The organism is Arcticibacterium sp., from assembly GCF_055134445.1.
On sequence record NZ_JBSRVI010000134.1, the window covers coordinates 14,390 to 29,042 of the forward strand.

Annotated in this window: 15 protein-coding genes; 1 reads left to right on the forward strand and 14 read right to left on the reverse strand. The window is 36.3% G+C overall.

The features are described from left to right. Positions 1-20 precede the first annotated feature (20 nt). From ACTBZY_RS17240 to ACTBZY_RS17300, 13 genes are all read right to left on the reverse strand, one after another. Positions 21-572 (reverse strand): OmpH/Skp family outer membrane protein, encoded by a 552-nt coding sequence (locus tag ACTBZY_RS17240; RefSeq protein WP_463047595.1) that lies wholly within the window; start codon positions 570-572, stop codon positions 21-23. Between the two features lie 31 nt (positions 573-603). Next, a complete protein-coding gene (locus tag ACTBZY_RS17245; RefSeq protein WP_463047596.1) occupies positions 604-1,122 on the reverse strand; it encodes an OmpH/Skp family outer membrane protein in 519 nt (172 codons plus the stop codon). 118 nt (positions 1,123-1,240) lie between these two features. Next, positions 1,241-3,925, reverse strand: coding sequence for a BamA/OMP85 family outer membrane protein (locus tag ACTBZY_RS17250; RefSeq protein ID WP_463047597.1), 2,685 nt, complete (start codon positions 3,923-3,925; stop codon positions 1,241-1,243). Beyond that, a complete protein-coding gene (uppS, locus tag ACTBZY_RS17255) occupies positions 3,855-4,547 on the reverse strand; it encodes a polyprenyl diphosphate synthase (protein WP_463047608.1) in 693 nt (230 codons plus the stop codon). Before uppS ends, ACTBZY_RS17250 begins: the two co-directional genes overlap by 71 nt. A gap of 139 nt (positions 4,548-4,686) precedes the next feature. Then, positions 4,687-5,439, reverse strand: coding sequence for a DUF6089 family protein (locus tag ACTBZY_RS17260; protein WP_463047598.1), 753 nt, complete (start codon positions 5,437-5,439; stop codon positions 4,687-4,689). A gap of 25 nt (positions 5,440-5,464) precedes the next feature. Continuing rightward, the gene (locus ACTBZY_RS17265) at positions 5,465-6,511 is read right to left on the reverse strand and encodes a hypothetical protein (protein ID WP_463047599.1); all 1,047 of its coding nucleotides are present in this window, start codon (positions 6,509-6,511) and stop codon (positions 5,465-5,467) included. A 57-nt stretch (positions 6,512-6,568) separates the two neighbouring features. Then, complete coding sequence (locus ACTBZY_RS17270; RefSeq protein WP_463047600.1) at positions 6,569-7,480, reverse strand: NAD kinase; 912 nt, start codon at positions 7,478-7,480, stop codon at positions 6,569-6,571. Positions 7,481-7,484: 4 nt separating this feature from the next. Continuing rightward, positions 7,485-8,138, reverse strand: coding sequence for a CBS domain-containing protein (locus tag ACTBZY_RS17275; protein ID WP_463047601.1), 654 nt, complete (start codon positions 8,136-8,138; stop codon positions 7,485-7,487). Next, positions 8,139-8,912, reverse strand: a complete 774-nt coding sequence (locus tag ACTBZY_RS17280; protein WP_463047602.1) for an alpha/beta fold hydrolase — start codon at positions 8,910-8,912, stop codon at positions 8,139-8,141. A 160-nt stretch (positions 8,913-9,072) separates the two neighbouring features. After that, positions 9,073-9,825 (reverse strand): RluA family pseudouridine synthase, encoded by a 753-nt coding sequence (locus ACTBZY_RS17285; protein WP_463047609.1) that lies wholly within the window; start codon positions 9,823-9,825, stop codon positions 9,073-9,075. Positions 9,826-9,829: 4 nt separating this feature from the next. Next, complete coding sequence (locus ACTBZY_RS17290) at positions 9,830-10,864, reverse strand: sensor histidine kinase (RefSeq protein ID WP_463047603.1); 1,035 nt, start codon at positions 10,862-10,864, stop codon at positions 9,830-9,832. A gap of 90 nt (positions 10,865-10,954) precedes the next feature. After that, on the reverse strand, positions 10,955-11,635 hold the full coding sequence (locus ACTBZY_RS17295; protein WP_463047604.1) for a response regulator transcription factor: 681 nt from the start codon (positions 11,633-11,635) through the stop codon (positions 10,955-10,957). A gap of 51 nt (positions 11,636-11,686) precedes the next feature. Next, a complete protein-coding gene (locus ACTBZY_RS17300; protein WP_463047605.1) occupies positions 11,687-12,493 on the reverse strand; it encodes a hypothetical protein in 807 nt (268 codons plus the stop codon). A 135-nt stretch (positions 12,494-12,628) separates the two neighbouring features. On the opposite strand from ACTBZY_RS17300, the gene ACTBZY_RS17305 reads away from it, so the two are divergent. Continuing rightward, on the forward strand, positions 12,629-13,690 hold the full coding sequence (locus ACTBZY_RS17305; RefSeq protein WP_463047606.1) for an AI-2E family transporter: 1,062 nt from the start codon (positions 12,629-12,631) through the stop codon (positions 13,688-13,690). Here ACTBZY_RS17305 and ACTBZY_RS17310 read toward each other — a convergent pair. Next, on the reverse strand, positions 13,680-14,653 hold a 974-nt coding region (locus ACTBZY_RS17310; protein WP_463047607.1), incomplete at its 5' end, for a GH3 auxin-responsive promoter family protein. The two genes, ACTBZY_RS17305 and ACTBZY_RS17310, sit on opposite strands and share 11 nt — an antisense overlap.

Genomic DNA, 14,653 nt, shown 5'->3' on the forward strand with positions numbered 1-14,653 from the left:
CTTGAAATTAGATGAATATCTTAGTTGTTACCTGCTTCTTCAGAAGGTATAGCTACGCCTAGGTGTTTAAATACTAGGTTGGTAATGTTATCAGAATCTGGAGCTACTAAGATTACAGGTGTTGTTCCATAACCAGCGTCAGAGTTGAGTACATGAGTATAACCGTTAGCTTTAGCTACTTCGTCAATAGCCACTTGAATTTTATCCATTACAGGAGCTAATAATTCACGTTGCTTATTTTGAATAGCCATTTCAGAATTTTGCTGAAATTCTTGAATACCAGTTTGAGCTGTTTGAAGGCTTTTTTCTTTGTCTTGACGGATTACTGCAGACATGGTGGCTGCATTTTTTTGATAGTCTTCATAAGACTTTTGGAATCCAGCTACTTTTTCTTGTAATAATTTGTCATACTGAGCTTTCTCTGTGGTCAACTTTTCCTGGATTACTTGAGAATCTGGTAGGTTGGTTAGGATATAATCAATGTTTGTGTAACCAATTTTTACTTGAGCGTTGGCTCCAATCCCAGCTATCATTAATGCAGCAAATAGGGTTGCGAAAAGTTTAATCTTCATTTTATACTTATTAGATTTAATTAATAACAAATTATTTAGTTTCTAGAATACCTAGTTCTTCTATTACATAGTCCGTGTAATCATGACGCGGGTCTGTGTAAATCATGTTAATATCCGAAGCTTTATCGAATAGAAACATTAGTTTTTTATCTCTGGCCACTTTTTCACATGAATTATAAATGGCATCCATTATGGGTTTCATGATTTCCTTTTTCTTTTGAAATAGCTGACCATTGAGCCCAAATATACTATTATTAAGTTCTTTTACTTCTTTTTCTTTATTTGAAATAGCTTTTAACCTTTCTTTTTTCATTTCCTCCGTTAAAAGAATTTCTTCCTGTTGAAAGGCCAATTTCATATCCGCTACTTCACTATACTTTGCCTGAATGTCTTTAATCCACTGCTCTGAATAAGAATCCATGGATTTCATCGCTTCTTTATATTCAGGCATTTTACCTGTTATAAATTCAGAATCAATGTATCCAAACTTTTGGCTGAATGCTGAAATTGAAAACAGCGACAAAAATAGAAAAAATAATGTCTTCTTCATCTCCGATTTATTTACAAAAAAGCAATTTTATTCTGAGGTTATAAACAACTTGTCTCTTTGACGCTAAAAGTATTAGAAAGTATATTTCAAGTAAGCCATTTAACAGGTTCTTAACAGATTATCTGATTTGCTGACCGATACTGAAAGTGAAATTCTTCAAACCTTTGTTTGCCACTCCAGGAATAGGGTCAAAACCATATCCATAGTCAAATCCTAGCAAACCAAACGCCGCCATAAATACCCTAACACCAACACCGGCAGACCTTCTTAATCTAAACGGGTTATAGTCTTTATAACTTCCCCAGCTATTTCCTGCTTCCAAAAATGATAAAGCGTAAATAGTAGCCTGTGGATTAAGCGATATTGGATATCTTAACTCAGCTGCAAATTTGTTATAAATAATACCTCCTTGTCTGCTTAATTGACCACTTGAATTATCTGTTCCAGTAATGGCAGAAGCCTGTTCTGCCAATGTTTTTTCATGAACCACACCTTCTTCATATCCTCTTAGTCCAATTAGCTCAACCCCAATGTTTTGAGTGTTTTGAAGACCCATTCCGGCTCCACCGACCACAAATCTACCAAAAGGACTATATCCAACATCACTTGAGTACCTACCCAAGAAACCCATATTTGCTTTGGCATGGAAAATCAGCTTTCCTACTACAGGAGAATACCAGTCGGCATCAAACATCCATTTGTGACCTTCTATGTATTTCACCGCACCGCTGTTGATACTTCCAAAAGAGGAGTAAGGAGGGTTAAAAGTAGCGTTAAGAACAATAGACGAACCCGACCTCGTAAACTGAGGGTTATCTAAACTATATCTGGAAAGGTTTAAAGCCAAAGCGATATCATGTGCCTGACCGTTTCGGAAATTTGCTAATAGATAACTGTTTTCAACATCGTAATATTGATACGATAAACTACTACTAAAGCTAAAGTTTCTGTCTGGCCAGTTCAGTCTTTTACCAAATGTTAAAGATCCACCAGTGTTTTTAAAGTACCCCTGAGTGCTGGCAAATCCAGCGTAAGGATTGTAACCATACAGTTTTTCATATCTTCCTAGAAGTTTACCATAATCCTGTACAGAGTGGAATAAACTTACTGAGAAAGAGTTAGGCTTTTTACCTCCAAACCAAGGTTCGGTAAAAGAGATAGAATAGTTTTGGAAACCTCCATTGGCCTGAAAACGAATGGCAAAGCTTTGACCATCCCCCTTAGGTAAAGGTTTGTAAAGACCTTGTCCAAACTTAAAGACATCTTTAATGGCAAAGTTATTAAAGACGATACCGAAAGTACCTACAAAGCCTTGAAGTCCTCCCCAGCCACCAGATAGTTCAATTTGGTCATTAGACTTTTCTTCTACATTATACTCTATATCCACGGTACCGTCTGACTGAGGAATAGGTCTAGGATCTATTTTCTGTGGGTCAAAATAACCCAATTTCGAAAGCATTTGAGTCGTTTCAATCAAGTCGGTCTTACTGAATTTTTGACCAGGCTTGGTTAAAAGTTCACGCATTACCACATGATCGGAGGTCTTAGTGTTTCCGTTCAGAATGATTCTATTAATGATAGCTTGTTTACCTTCAAAAATCCTCATATCAATATCAATAGAATCACCTTCTACGGCAACTTCTACGGGTGTACAGCTGAAATAAAGATAACCATCATCCATATAGAACGAACTGACATCATTCTGCGGAATTCCATTAATTTTTTTGTCGAGCTCTTCAGGATTATAAAGGTCACCCTTTTTTATGCCTAAAATCATAGCTAACGTATCTGAAGCATGAAGGTAATTACCAGTCCATGTAATGTTCCTATAATAGAACTTATGGCCTTCGTTAATATCAAGGTATAAATTGACATTACCAGATTTATTTTCAACAACCGAATCGGAAATAATTTGAGCATTCCTATATCCTCTTTTATTGAGCCATTCAACAACCGCCTTCTTATCCGCCTTATATAATTTAGGTATATATTTAGAAGGGCTAAAAAGTCTCATTGGAGCCCTGGCTTTTGTCTTCTTAAACTTGGCTAAAAGCTTCCATTCAGGAACTTCTTTCACTCCAGTGACATAGATGTTATCTATTTTTACTTTGTCCTTTTTATCAATAGCAAAGATTAACGTAGCATTGTTTACTCTTAATGTATCATCAATTTGTTGAACTTGAACAGCAGTGTTTAAAAAACCTTTTTCAATAAAGTGTTTTTTAATGGTCAATTGAATGTTTTTAACAAGAGCTTCGGTAATTACCTTTCCTCTATTTTCACTTATAGATTCTTCTACGGTTTCAATCTCACTTTTCTTAATTCCTGTAAGCGAAATTTTATTTAACCTTGGTCTTTCTTTCAAGTCGATCTCTATATAGGCTTTCTTGTCTTCTATTTTGGTCACGTTGATAGATACATCTTCAATGATACCTTGATCCATTAACCTTCTTATGGCCGAACTTATGGCATCACCAGGTATGGTGATTTGATCATTAACACTTAATCCAGAAACCGAAATCAATGTATTGGGGTCAAGAAATTTTACACCTACAACCGTGATACCACCGATGATGAAACTCTGAGGATTATCGTATCTTATTTCATTAATTGGGTTGAGATTAGTCTTTTTGTTACCAACCCCCACAAACTGGGCAAATGAAGTACTTCCACAAAGAAGCAATAAGAAAAGAGTATAATTAAATCTAATATTTTTAAGCATAAATGCTGTTTTAAGGCTTTTGAACCTGTTCTCCTGTTTTTCCAAATCTTCTTTCTCTTTGCTGGTAAGTATATACCGCATTAAATAAATCTTTTTTTCTAAACTCTGGCCAGTAAATGTCATCCACAAAAAGTAATTCTGCGTAGGCCGACTGCCAAAGCAAGTAATTACTAATACGGTGATCTCCACCAGTTCGCACCAAAAGATCTACATCTGGGCTCTCTTCCGTGGCTAAGTAACGATTAAAATAAACCTCGTCTATGTCCTCTACACTTATTTCACTTTTTTTAACTTTTTCGGCAATGGTCTTAACCGCTTGAATGATATCCCACTTTCCACTGTAGCTTAAAGCTAGATTTAAAACAAGACCAGTGTTTTTAGAAGTTAATTCTACACCTCTTAGCATTTCTTCTCTTGCACTTACTGGTAATGCATTTAAGTCACCAATGGTTTTTAACTTAACATTGTTTTTGTTTAAATCTGGGATTTCTTTTGCTATGGTAGAAACCAAAAGCTGCATTATGGCATCTACCTCAAGTTTAGGGCGATTCCAATTTTCTGTAGAAAAGGTATAGAGTGTTAGGTATTCAATACCCAGTTCACCACAAGCTTCTACGGTTTCTCTAACAGCCTTAATGCCGTGATGGTGCCCGAAAATTCTCATTGCACCTTGCTTTTTCGCCCATCTGCCATTCCCATCCATTATAACGGCTATGTGTCTTGGCAAATTGCTTTTATCTATTTTATCTATTGGCACTGATTATCTGTGATATTCTTATTGCAAAAATGACTGCAAATGTAAGGAAATTAGGCGGCAATAGAAAGATGAATGAAGGTTTCTCTTATCTCCTTGGATTGGGGCATCTAACTCCGTCAAAAACATAACTCAGCGTAAAACTAGTATAGAAGAAGATATCTCTGGTGTGCGTATTTGGCGTGCTGTATTTTATGGGTTCGGCTATCACATCTGGATAGGCGTTTTTATAAGGTTCTGCTTCATCGTCAAAATATCCAAAACCATCAAAATAGTCTTTGGTAGATTTCCCTAAGGGTAATTTACAGCCAAAAGAGCCACTTAAATTCCAATTGGAGTTTAATTCTTTTTTAAATCCAAAACCATAGGAGAGTGCCTTGTCAGGAGAGTCTACTCCGGATTCAACGACAAGCCCATTAGAATGAAACTGCCTTTTCGGCATTCTGTATTGCTCAAAGCCTAAGAAGAGAATTGGTGTCCATAGAGATTTGATAGTGGTACCCGAAGCACGGAAATTGAGAAAATTGTATTCCAAATCTGCACCCCAATCCATAATCTGAGCATTAAAGCTCCAATCTCGTTCTTTGTTTAGAGGGTTTGAGCTTAGTGCATCTTTACCCGTAATCAAACCATACATTCCCGTTGCTTTTACAGAAAAAGCCCTAGAAAAGTTATACCTCACCATAAGGTGTGCGGCAGGTCTAGCTAATAGGGGATTATAATTTGGATTTAAATCTCCCTTATAAACAGTGAAGCCAGAACCAACGCCAACTTCCAAGGCTTGCGAAAAAGCAAAGTTAGAAATAGTGATAAAGAATATTATGAAACCAGCTTTTTTCAAATTTACTTAAAGGATTAGTTGATGCTTACTTTAAAATAGGACACTTTATTTTATCGCTTATAACATATGATAGAGTGATTTGAGAAGTAATATAAAGGTCTTTAAATGTCCCATTCGAACCTCTAGTTTTAGAAATTGTTCCCTCAGGGCCATAGTACTGATATAAACCTTTATTAGGTTCAGAGCCTGCTGTCGCACCTAAATAGCTAGAATAAATTTGTATAATTAAAGGAATTCTGTTTTCGTCTGGTTTCCTTGCAGGAATAGCTTCCCCTGCCCTATATGAAAGTTGGCTTGCAAGTGAACCACCATAGTTTTCTAATTGATCTAGAGCCGCGTATTTACTCGGTCCTACATCGTCAAGATAGTCGGTATTGGTAAACCTTACATTCCCCTCAAACGTTATGTCAATTTTGTCATTAAGCTTTAGTCTCAGTCCCAAACCTATTGGTAAAACAGGTTGAACTAGAGAATATGACTTTATCTCACTATTTGGAAGGGCCTGACCAGCGGTGTTATACTGTCTTAGGGATTGCCATTTTGAGTCTGGCTCTACACTGACAGGCAATTTTGCTTTTGGATCATGAGCTATTAATCCCAAGCCAATCGTGGCATATGGCATTATTCTACTTCTATTTCTAGCTCCTCCTTTGCCTTGCTGTGGAATCAAGTTAAAAATACCACTAACTGCCACTTCTTTTACATCGTTTCTGAAATGAAGGTTTCTAGCAAATTGGCCATAGAATAGGTCAAGATTATTCTTGGAATAAGTGTAATCGTCGCCTAATAACCTTACCCAGGAAAGCTGTAATCTTATGGCTGCATTTGGCGTTAAGTATTTTGTATAATTGGCATTGACATTCCATCTCACATTTGTATAAGCTGATCTGTAAAAATGAACGGGTAATGCCAAATCACCAATATAATGTGCAGAGCCTCCTCCAAAACCAACAGTGGTGTATTGGTTTACCACATTCTTTTGAGAAAATAATCCTTGGGCGTTGACCGATTGATTCATCAATAGCATTGAGAATAAAAAAAGACCAACAGATAATTTAATTGACTTTGCCATGCTTTGAGTAAAATTCGTTTTCAGAACGTAATTTTTCGATTTATTATTGCTAGTCAATCAAGAAGTCTCTTCTTCAGAAGGCAGTTGGGTCCTGTTTCTTACGTCTCTTCCCCAGCCTAACTTGGCCCTAAGGGTGTCTAAGAAATTTGTACCTTCTAGCGTAATAAGTTTGGCCTTAAAAGATTCCTCTCTAATGGTGATTTCTGTTTCCACATCTCCAATCACCTTTGCTCTGGAGTCCATAGAGACCAAATAGTTATTACTTCTACTTTCTACCTTTAAAGAAATGACACTGTTCTTAGGTACTATCATTGGCCTTACGAACAGATTGTGAGGACAAATCGGCGTAATAATAAAATTATCCGAATGGGGCATTACCAAAGGTCCTCCACAAGATAAAGAATATCCTGTAGATCCAGTAGATGTGGCCACCATAAGTCCGTCTGCCCAATAGGAGTTTAAAAAAGCTCCATTGATGAACGCATGAATAATAATCATAGAAGAAGTGTCTGTCTTCGAGATTGCTATTTCATTTAAGGCAAAGTTCGTGCCTGATTCAAAAATTTCTATTTCTGAATCTGCATGAAGCATGCTTCTTTCGTCTAATTTATATTGTTTTTTTAGAAGCTTTTGGACGGCAGCTTCTATTTCATTTGGCTGAATGGAAGTTAAAAAACCAAGCCTACCAAAGTTCACTCCTAGAATAGGTCTTTCTGTAGCGGCAACCTTACTCACAGTTTCTAAGAAAGTGCCATCTCCACCTAAGCTGAGGACCACATCAATGGGTTCTTCTTTTTTGAAAAAAATTGTCTGATCGGTTAAAGGAGAAATTTCGGCGTCAGCTAAGATTTTCCTGAAGGAATTAGAAACTTGAACATTTATCTGATTTTCAGCTAGTTCGTTAAAAACATGCTGAACCAGATGTTTGTCCTCAGATTTGAATTCTCTCCCATGGACTGCTATATTCATGAACTTATATTTCTAGATATTTCATAAGGTGATCAAACCTCTCTTTATCTCGAAAGTTATCTGATGCACGCTCATTAATTTGTGAGACCTTATATCCGAAACGCTTTAAGCTGTTCACCGCAGCATCAATTTCTTTTTTATTTAGCTTCAAGATAAACTGATACTCATTTTGGTTTTCTTGAGCTAAATAAAGCTTTTCTATTCTCAAACCTTCAGTTTCAATAATTCTGCTGATATCGGAAAGGCTATAGTCTTTTTGGCTTACTTCTAAACTAATTAGTCCGCCATCTCCTGAAAACTGTCCACTAAGTACTTTTTTATAAACATCAATGGCTTTTATACTTCCGAGGTATTTTTCTTCAAAGTCAACTACAGGGCACACTTCCAGATCTTTATTGATAAGATGATCTGCTAATTGTAAAAAATGTTCGTTTTCTCTAACCTGTACATCAGTGTATTTTATAGGAACTAATGAAAGCTTAGCAGTCTCGTCAAAATTATAAAGTATTTCCTTTTCAATCACCCCAAGAACATCCTTCTGATGAACCAAAACAATTTGGCCAAGGTTTTCCTCCTCCATAAGTTCTATGGCAGTTTCTACTTTGTCGTCAATATCGACGGCTGGCAGGTCCTTTTCTATGAGGTCTATGGCAAACATTTATGCGAGAATTTCTTTATTTATTCTAGAAAGAAATTTATCTAAGATAATATTAAACTCCTCAGGCCTTTCCATCATCGGAGCATGGCAGCATTTATCAATAAAATGTAATTCAGAATTCGGAATCAATCTATTGAACTCATGACCAACGTGAGGCGGAGTAATGGTGTCATTTAGACCCCAAATTAGGCATGTAGGTGCTTTAATGTTTGGGATTTCATTTGCCATATTATTTCTCTGGGCAGATTTGGCAATTTGAACAATATTCATGCATTTAGGAATACTGCTAGTTATCTCAAAACATTCGTCTACTAACTCCTTGGTAGCTGTTTTTGGGTCATAAAACGTATATTCTACGCGTTCTTTAATGTAGTCATAATTTCCTCTTTTAGGGAAAGAACCACCCATTGTGTTTTCAAAAAGCCCAGAGCTCCCGGTTAAAACTAAAGCGGCTACGTTTTCGGGATGTGCCAAAGCATATAGTAAACCCACATGACCACCCAATGAATTTCCAAGAAGAATTACATCAGATAAGCCTTTTTGTATCATAAACCCTTCAATATACTTCAACAAACCTTCAAGGCTGGCCTGCCTCATTGGCATATCATAAATGGGCATAAGTGGTATAATGACTCTATGGCTTTTTTTAAAACCCTGAACTACGTCATTGAAGTTACTTAAAGCACCAAAAAGACCATGAAGGACTAGCAAAGTTGGACCTTCCCCTTCGTCTACATACTTGTATTGACCTTCTTCTTTAATATGGTACGTCATAAATTGAATAAAACCCTTGTAAAATGTTCGAAGTGCAAAAGTCTCTCTAATTATTGAATAATCAAAAAAAACCATTTCGGCTAACTTTGCAGAAGTTGCAATAGTTTCTTTTACAAGCTATAAAAAAACTTTTTAAAAACCTGTAAAAGAATAGATTGATTTATAGGCTGAATTTGTCTAATTGCTTAATTAAGACTTCAAAGTCTTTAGGGTAAGGGGCTTCTGCTTCAATCAATTCTCCCTTTACGCCAGTAAAAGAAATCTTTCTCGCATGCAAAGCAACTCTTTTAATCAGAGGAAGCTCATCGGTATCCATTTTGAGATTAAACTTTCTTTTCAGCTTAGAAAGAAAAATATAATCACCCTTATAGGTCGGGTCACAGACTATGGGTGCATCCAAACACATCAAATGAACTCTGATTTGGTGCATACGTCCGGTTATTGGAAAACATCTTAAGAGCGTGTGTTCGTAATATTTTTTCTCTGTAAAGAAAACAGTTTCAGCCACTTTCCCTTTTGTTCTGTCAATTTTAACAGCGGTTTTATCTTTCAAAATGGCTATAGGTAGAAAAACAGAGATGCTGTCCAAATCATGAACACCGTTTACTAAGGCATGATATTCCTTTTTTATTTCTCTATGTTCAAACTGCATGGCCACATTTCTGTAGGCCTCAGGATTTTTGGACAAGACCAAAATGCCAGAGGTTTCTTTGTCCAACCTATGGCAAAGCTGAATATCGTCAAAATGCTCTTTAGCAATTTTTAGAATACTTAAGCTCCTATCCCCAGTTCTTTCTGGTAAAGAAGATACAAAAGGTGGTTTGTTTATAATAAGGTAATCGTCGTTTTCAAAAACAACTAGTTCCTCGAAAACCAGATTCTTAGGGGCTTTTTTATATTTAGATAGTTCTATCAAGTTATATTCCTTTTGCTAAAGTAAATGAAAATCTGGTCCCTTTTTCTGGGCTAGATGTCACTTTGATGTTAGAATTATGAGCATTTAATATGTGCTTAACAATAGCCAAGCCTAAACCAGTTCCACCCGTTTCTCTATTTCTACTTTTATCTACTCTGTAGAATCTTTCGAAAATTCTGGAGACGTGCTCTTCGGGAATTCCTGGTCCATCATCCTCAACGGTAATTAAGTAATGATTTTTGTGTTCCTCAAATTCGACATATACACGGCCCTTTTCTTTTCCATACTTAATGGCATTCTCTATAAAATTAGTCAGGACTTGGTAAATTCGTTGAGAATCGGCCACCACGGTACATTCTGATATGTTTTTAGGCTTAATTTTTAAACTAACGCCTCTTTTGTCTGCCTTATCTTCTAACTGCTCAAAAATATCTTTAGTGATACTGATTACGTCTACTATTTCAAAATGCATCTTAATATCACCAGATTCCACTTGGGTTAGAACCACCAAGTCTCTTACAAGGGCGTCGAGGCCATCTAAACTTTTTGCTGCTTTTTTTAGAAATCTCTTCGCCACCAAAGGATCATCTTTTGCACCATCTATAAGGGTATGAACAAAACCTTGTGCGGCGAATATGGGTGTTTTAAGTTCATGAGAGACATTTGCCAAGAATTCCCTCCTAAAGTTTTCCATTCTTTTTAACTCATCTATTTCGGTTTGCTTAGCATTGACGTAGTTAGATATTTCGTTATTAAGTTTATTAAACGGATTGAAACTCTTAAAAATTGATTTTTTCTTAATGTCTAAATCACCGATTTTTAACTTTTTGAGTGTATCATAAATCTGTTTAACCTCCTTGAGCAAAAGCAGGTCAAGCATGACATAAGCCGTAAAAAAGGAGGTCAGAAATGACCCAGCTCCTGTTACAAAAAGAATATTTGTGGTACACTCAGGAACAAAGCTTAAAAATAGCATAGTTATGGAAGACACTATACCCGCTAGCAAAAACGCAATCCATCTCGGAGATAAATTCATAGTATTTTTAAGGAAAATCAAAATTGATCAATTTAACCGACCTTTCAAAAGACCCTATGAAGAACACTCCTCATAATTCGAAGCGGTATTTTACTTGGAGTTAAACATGTAACCCAAGCCTTTCAATGTTTTAATGACATCGTCACCTAGCTTTTCTCTAACTTTTCTAATGTGAACATCTACTGTACGCTCTACCACGTAAACATCTGCCCCCCATATTTTATGTAAGAGTTCGGTTCTCGAGTGGACGTTATCTGGTTTTTTAGCCAATTGAAATAATAATTGGAATTCCTTTTTAGGTAAAACTATTTCGTCACCATTTTCCTGAGTAACGGAGTAGTTTAGTCTATTTATTATTAAACCGCCAATACTAAGAATGTCTTCTTCGGTGTTCTTGTCAAATCCTTTTCTTAAATGAGCTTTGATTCTGCTCAAAAGTGGTCTAGGTTTGATGGGTTTAGTAATATAATCATCTGCCCCTGCTTCAAATGCCGCTATTTCAGAAAACTCTTCTGCTCTAGCCGTCAAATAAATAATATGGACATCCTTTAGATTTGGATCCTCTTTAATCTGTCTTCCAGCCTCAATGCCATCTAAAACGGGCATCATTATGTCCATTAAAATGATATCTGGATGGAAAGAGATAGCTTTCTCTATGGCCTTCTGACCGTTGTTAGCCGACTTTACTTTAAAGCCTTCTTTCTTTAAATTGTAGGTTAGCAACTCAATGATATCTTCATCGTCATCAACTAAAAGTATTTTCCCCTCCATTAATTTTGCATTCTACGTTTATAAGTCTCAAATATATAAGTTGAATATTAATTAATTGTTAAGAAGGTCTTTCTGCCCCAGATTTATTTTATAAAGCTCCCTTTGCTCATTGCTAAAGAGGATTTGAAAGGGAGATTTAAACACCATTGCTTCCGTTTGTTTTCTTCTGGTCTTTAAACATCCCAAAGGCCTCGAAAAATTTATTGTGTCTCCTTCTATTCCAAATAAGAACATTTTACCGTAGGTCAGTAAACCAAACATGTTGTTATTTGGACTGATATCGGCTGCGGTTACCTGAGCTCCGAGGTCGAATGAATTTTGTGGGATAATGCTATACTCTCCGGGGGAATCTGGTAAAACATAATGTTTGGTTATGAGGTTATTTTTAACCCTTCCCTTAGAGAAAATATGAAGTTGATCTTTAAACCAAAAAATAGCCTCACCGTCGAAGTTAAGGTCAGCCGGTGGGAATTCGGATTGATCTGCATAGCTGAATTTAATTTCTTCGGTTTTGCTTTGTCCTACCTTGTATATGACTAAGTCTTTCCGCTGGTTGCCATTGTTCCCAATGTCTGCCACATAAATATTCCCAGAAGCATCTGTAGTTAAGTCTTCCCAATCTTTATTTATGGTTTTTGAAAGGGTTAGGCTATCTAGAATATGTCCCTTTGAGTTAATTTTGAAAAGTTTGTTTTCTCCTCCACTGTCATTATGAGACCAATAGTTTCCATCATTACTTAGTGCCAAACCCGAGCTCTCATTCAGAGGTTTATCCAAATGACCAACACGCGTAATTTTAGCTTTTCTTCGGAAATTCTGAAAACCATTGCTTTCTTCTATCGAGCAGGAACAGGTCATGATTTTAAAAGCAAAATAGAATAACGCCAACTGGGATTTTAACATAAATGGATTAAACTGGTATTTATTTTAAATTTACTTCTCTTGAACCAGATAGCGTAAAAAAAAATCTATTTTTGATAAAAGCATTTACTTATGTCTAAAGAAAAAAGTTCTGTGTCGGTTGTTCTCGCTGCTAATTTAATGATAGCCGTAATACTGGTTTTTATTCTTTGGGTACTAAAAGATGTTTTAGTGCCCCTATTTTTTGCTGCCATTTTGGCTATTTTACTGTTGCCAGTTTGTGTCTTCTTGGAAAAGAAAAAGTTTCCAAGAGTATTGGCAATTTCGTTAACCATCTTGACCGCTTTTGCTTTTGTTGTTCTTATGATAATGCTGATGGTGGGTCAGATAAAATCATTAAATGAAATTTGGCCAATGATGATTGAGAAAGGGGAGGATTGGCTAGAGTTAGGACAAATGTTTATATCGGAAAAGCTTAATATTCAACAAGATGAGCAACTTACTAGAGGAAGAGAGTACCTGTCTGAGTTGCTGAAAAGTAGCAGTTCATTTATCTCTGGTACGCTTTCAAATACTACTGGTTTTCTTGCCAGTTTAACCTTAATTCCACTCTATATTTTTCTAATCCTTTTATATAGAGATTTCCTTCAATCATTTTTATTTAAATTATTTAAGAATGTTGATAAAAATGAAGTGAATAAAGTGACGGGGAAAATAAAAGATGTCGCTCAAAATTATATGACTGGGCTTCTACTCGTTATTCTTATCATTGGTGTTCTAAATACTACTTCTTTGTTTTTTCTTGGTATTCAGAATGCTTTCTTTTTTGGTTTTTTTGCGGCAGTGCTTGTCTTGGTGCCATATATCGGTGTTGCCATAGGCTCTATACTGCCTATTATATTTGCGTTAATTACAAAAGATTCCGCATGGTATGCGGTGGGGGTAGCTGCTAGTTTTGGGGTAATTCAGTTCCTAGAGGGTAACTTCATAACCCCCTATATCGTTGGTTCTAAAGTAAGCATCAATAGCTTTGTGGCTATAGTGGCTCTTATTCTTTTTGGCAATTTATGGGGTATTGCGGGAATGGTGTTGGCTCTTCCACTTACAGCCATTATCAAGGTTATATTCGATTCGGTAGATAAATTAAAGCCTTGGGGTTTTTTATTAGGGGAAGCAGAATCTCCTAATGAATAAAACTCAAAATATCTTCAATGAATTCTCGATTATTACTGAGTCTTGGCACTTTGTTTTGACCTCCCAGTTTACCTCGTCTTTCCATCCAGTTATAGAAGGTTCCTTCTTTTACAAAATGAACTTTTGGCATGGATAAAGCCAAATCTCCTTTTCTTTTGGCATCATAATCAGAGTTGACCAACCTTAGTGTGCTATCAAGTTTATCAATAAAAAGGGAGGGGTCGGCAGGTATAGAACTACATTCTATGACCCATTCGTGGCATCCTTTAAGCTTGTCTTGCATATAAACAGGTCCTGCGGTAAAGTCCTTAATATTTATGCCGGTGAATTCACAAGCCGCGGTAATCGCCATTTCTGCATTTTCAATAATAAGTTCCTCTCCAAAAGCATTGATGAAGTGTTTTGTTCTTCCTGAGATTTTTATGCGATATGGTTTTTTGGAAGTGAATTTAACGGTGTCACCAATTTTATATCTCCATAATCCAGCATTGGTAGATATAATAATGGCATAGTTTTTATCTAGTTCGACCTCTTCAATGGTCAATGTCTTGGGGTGTTCCTCATCAATATTCTCCATTGGGATAAATTCATAAAAGACACCATAATCAAGCATAAGTAGCATTTCTCCTTCTTTAGAAAGGTCGTCTTGAACCGCAAAGTATCCTTCAGATGCATTATAGGTCTCTAAGTAGTTAACCGAATCAGATGGGAAAAATTTAGATTTGAAGAGTTCTCTATAGGGTTGGAAATTTACAGCCCCGTGCACAAAAAGTTCAAAATTCGGCCAGATATTAAGTAGATTATCTTCTCCAGTAACTTCTAATAATCTTTCTAAGAAAACGACTGTCCAAGTCGGAACCCCTAAAATACTTGTGAGGTTTTCTTTTGGGCAAATTTCAATCATTTTTGCCAGCTTATCCTCCCAGTTGTCCATTAAGGCAACTTCAAGCGGAGGGGTTCTAG

Bases quoted from the DNA above. Each gene is read 5' to 3' on its own strand.
- ACTBZY_RS17240 (WP_463047595.1), bottom strand. From the start codon at position 572: ATGAAGATTAAACTTTTCGCAACCCTATTTGCTGCATTAATGATAGCT.
- ACTBZY_RS17245 (WP_463047596.1), bottom strand. From the start codon at position 1,122: ATGAAGAAGACATTATTTTTTCTATTTTTGTCGCTGTTTTCAATTTCA.
- ACTBZY_RS17250 (WP_463047597.1), bottom strand. From the start codon at position 3,925: ATGCGGTATATACTTACCAGCAAAGAGAAAGAAGATTTGGAAAAACAG.
- uppS (WP_463047608.1), bottom strand. From the start codon at position 4,547: ATGGATGGGAATGGCAGATGGGCGAAAAAGCAAGGTGCAATGAGAATT.
- ACTBZY_RS17265 (WP_463047599.1), bottom strand. From the start codon at position 6,511: ATGGCAAAGTCAATTAAATTATCTGTTGGTCTTTTTTTATTCTCAATG.
- ACTBZY_RS17270 (WP_463047600.1), bottom strand. From the start codon at position 7,480: ATGAATATAGCAGTCCATGGGAGAGAATTCAAATCTGAGGACAAACAT.
- ACTBZY_RS17275 (WP_463047601.1), bottom strand. From the start codon at position 8,138: ATGTTTGCCATAGACCTCATAGAAAAGGACCTGCCAGCCGTCGATATT.
- ACTBZY_RS17280 (WP_463047602.1), bottom strand. From the start codon at position 8,912: ATGACGTACCATATTAAAGAAGAAGGTCAATACAAGTATGTAGACGAA.
- ACTBZY_RS17290 (WP_463047603.1), bottom strand. From the start codon at position 10,864: ATGAATTTATCTCCGAGATGGATTGCGTTTTTGCTAGCGGGTATAGTG.
- ACTBZY_RS17295 (WP_463047604.1), bottom strand. From the start codon at position 11,635: ATGGAGGGGAAAATACTTTTAGTTGATGACGATGAAGATATCATTGAG.
- ACTBZY_RS17300 (WP_463047605.1), bottom strand. From the start codon at position 12,493: ATGACCTGTTCCTGCTCGATAGAAGAAAGCAATGGTTTTCAGAATTTC.
- ACTBZY_RS17305 (WP_463047606.1), top strand. From the start codon at position 12,629: ATGTCTAAAGAAAAAAGTTCTGTGTCGGTTGTTCTCGCTGCTAATTTA.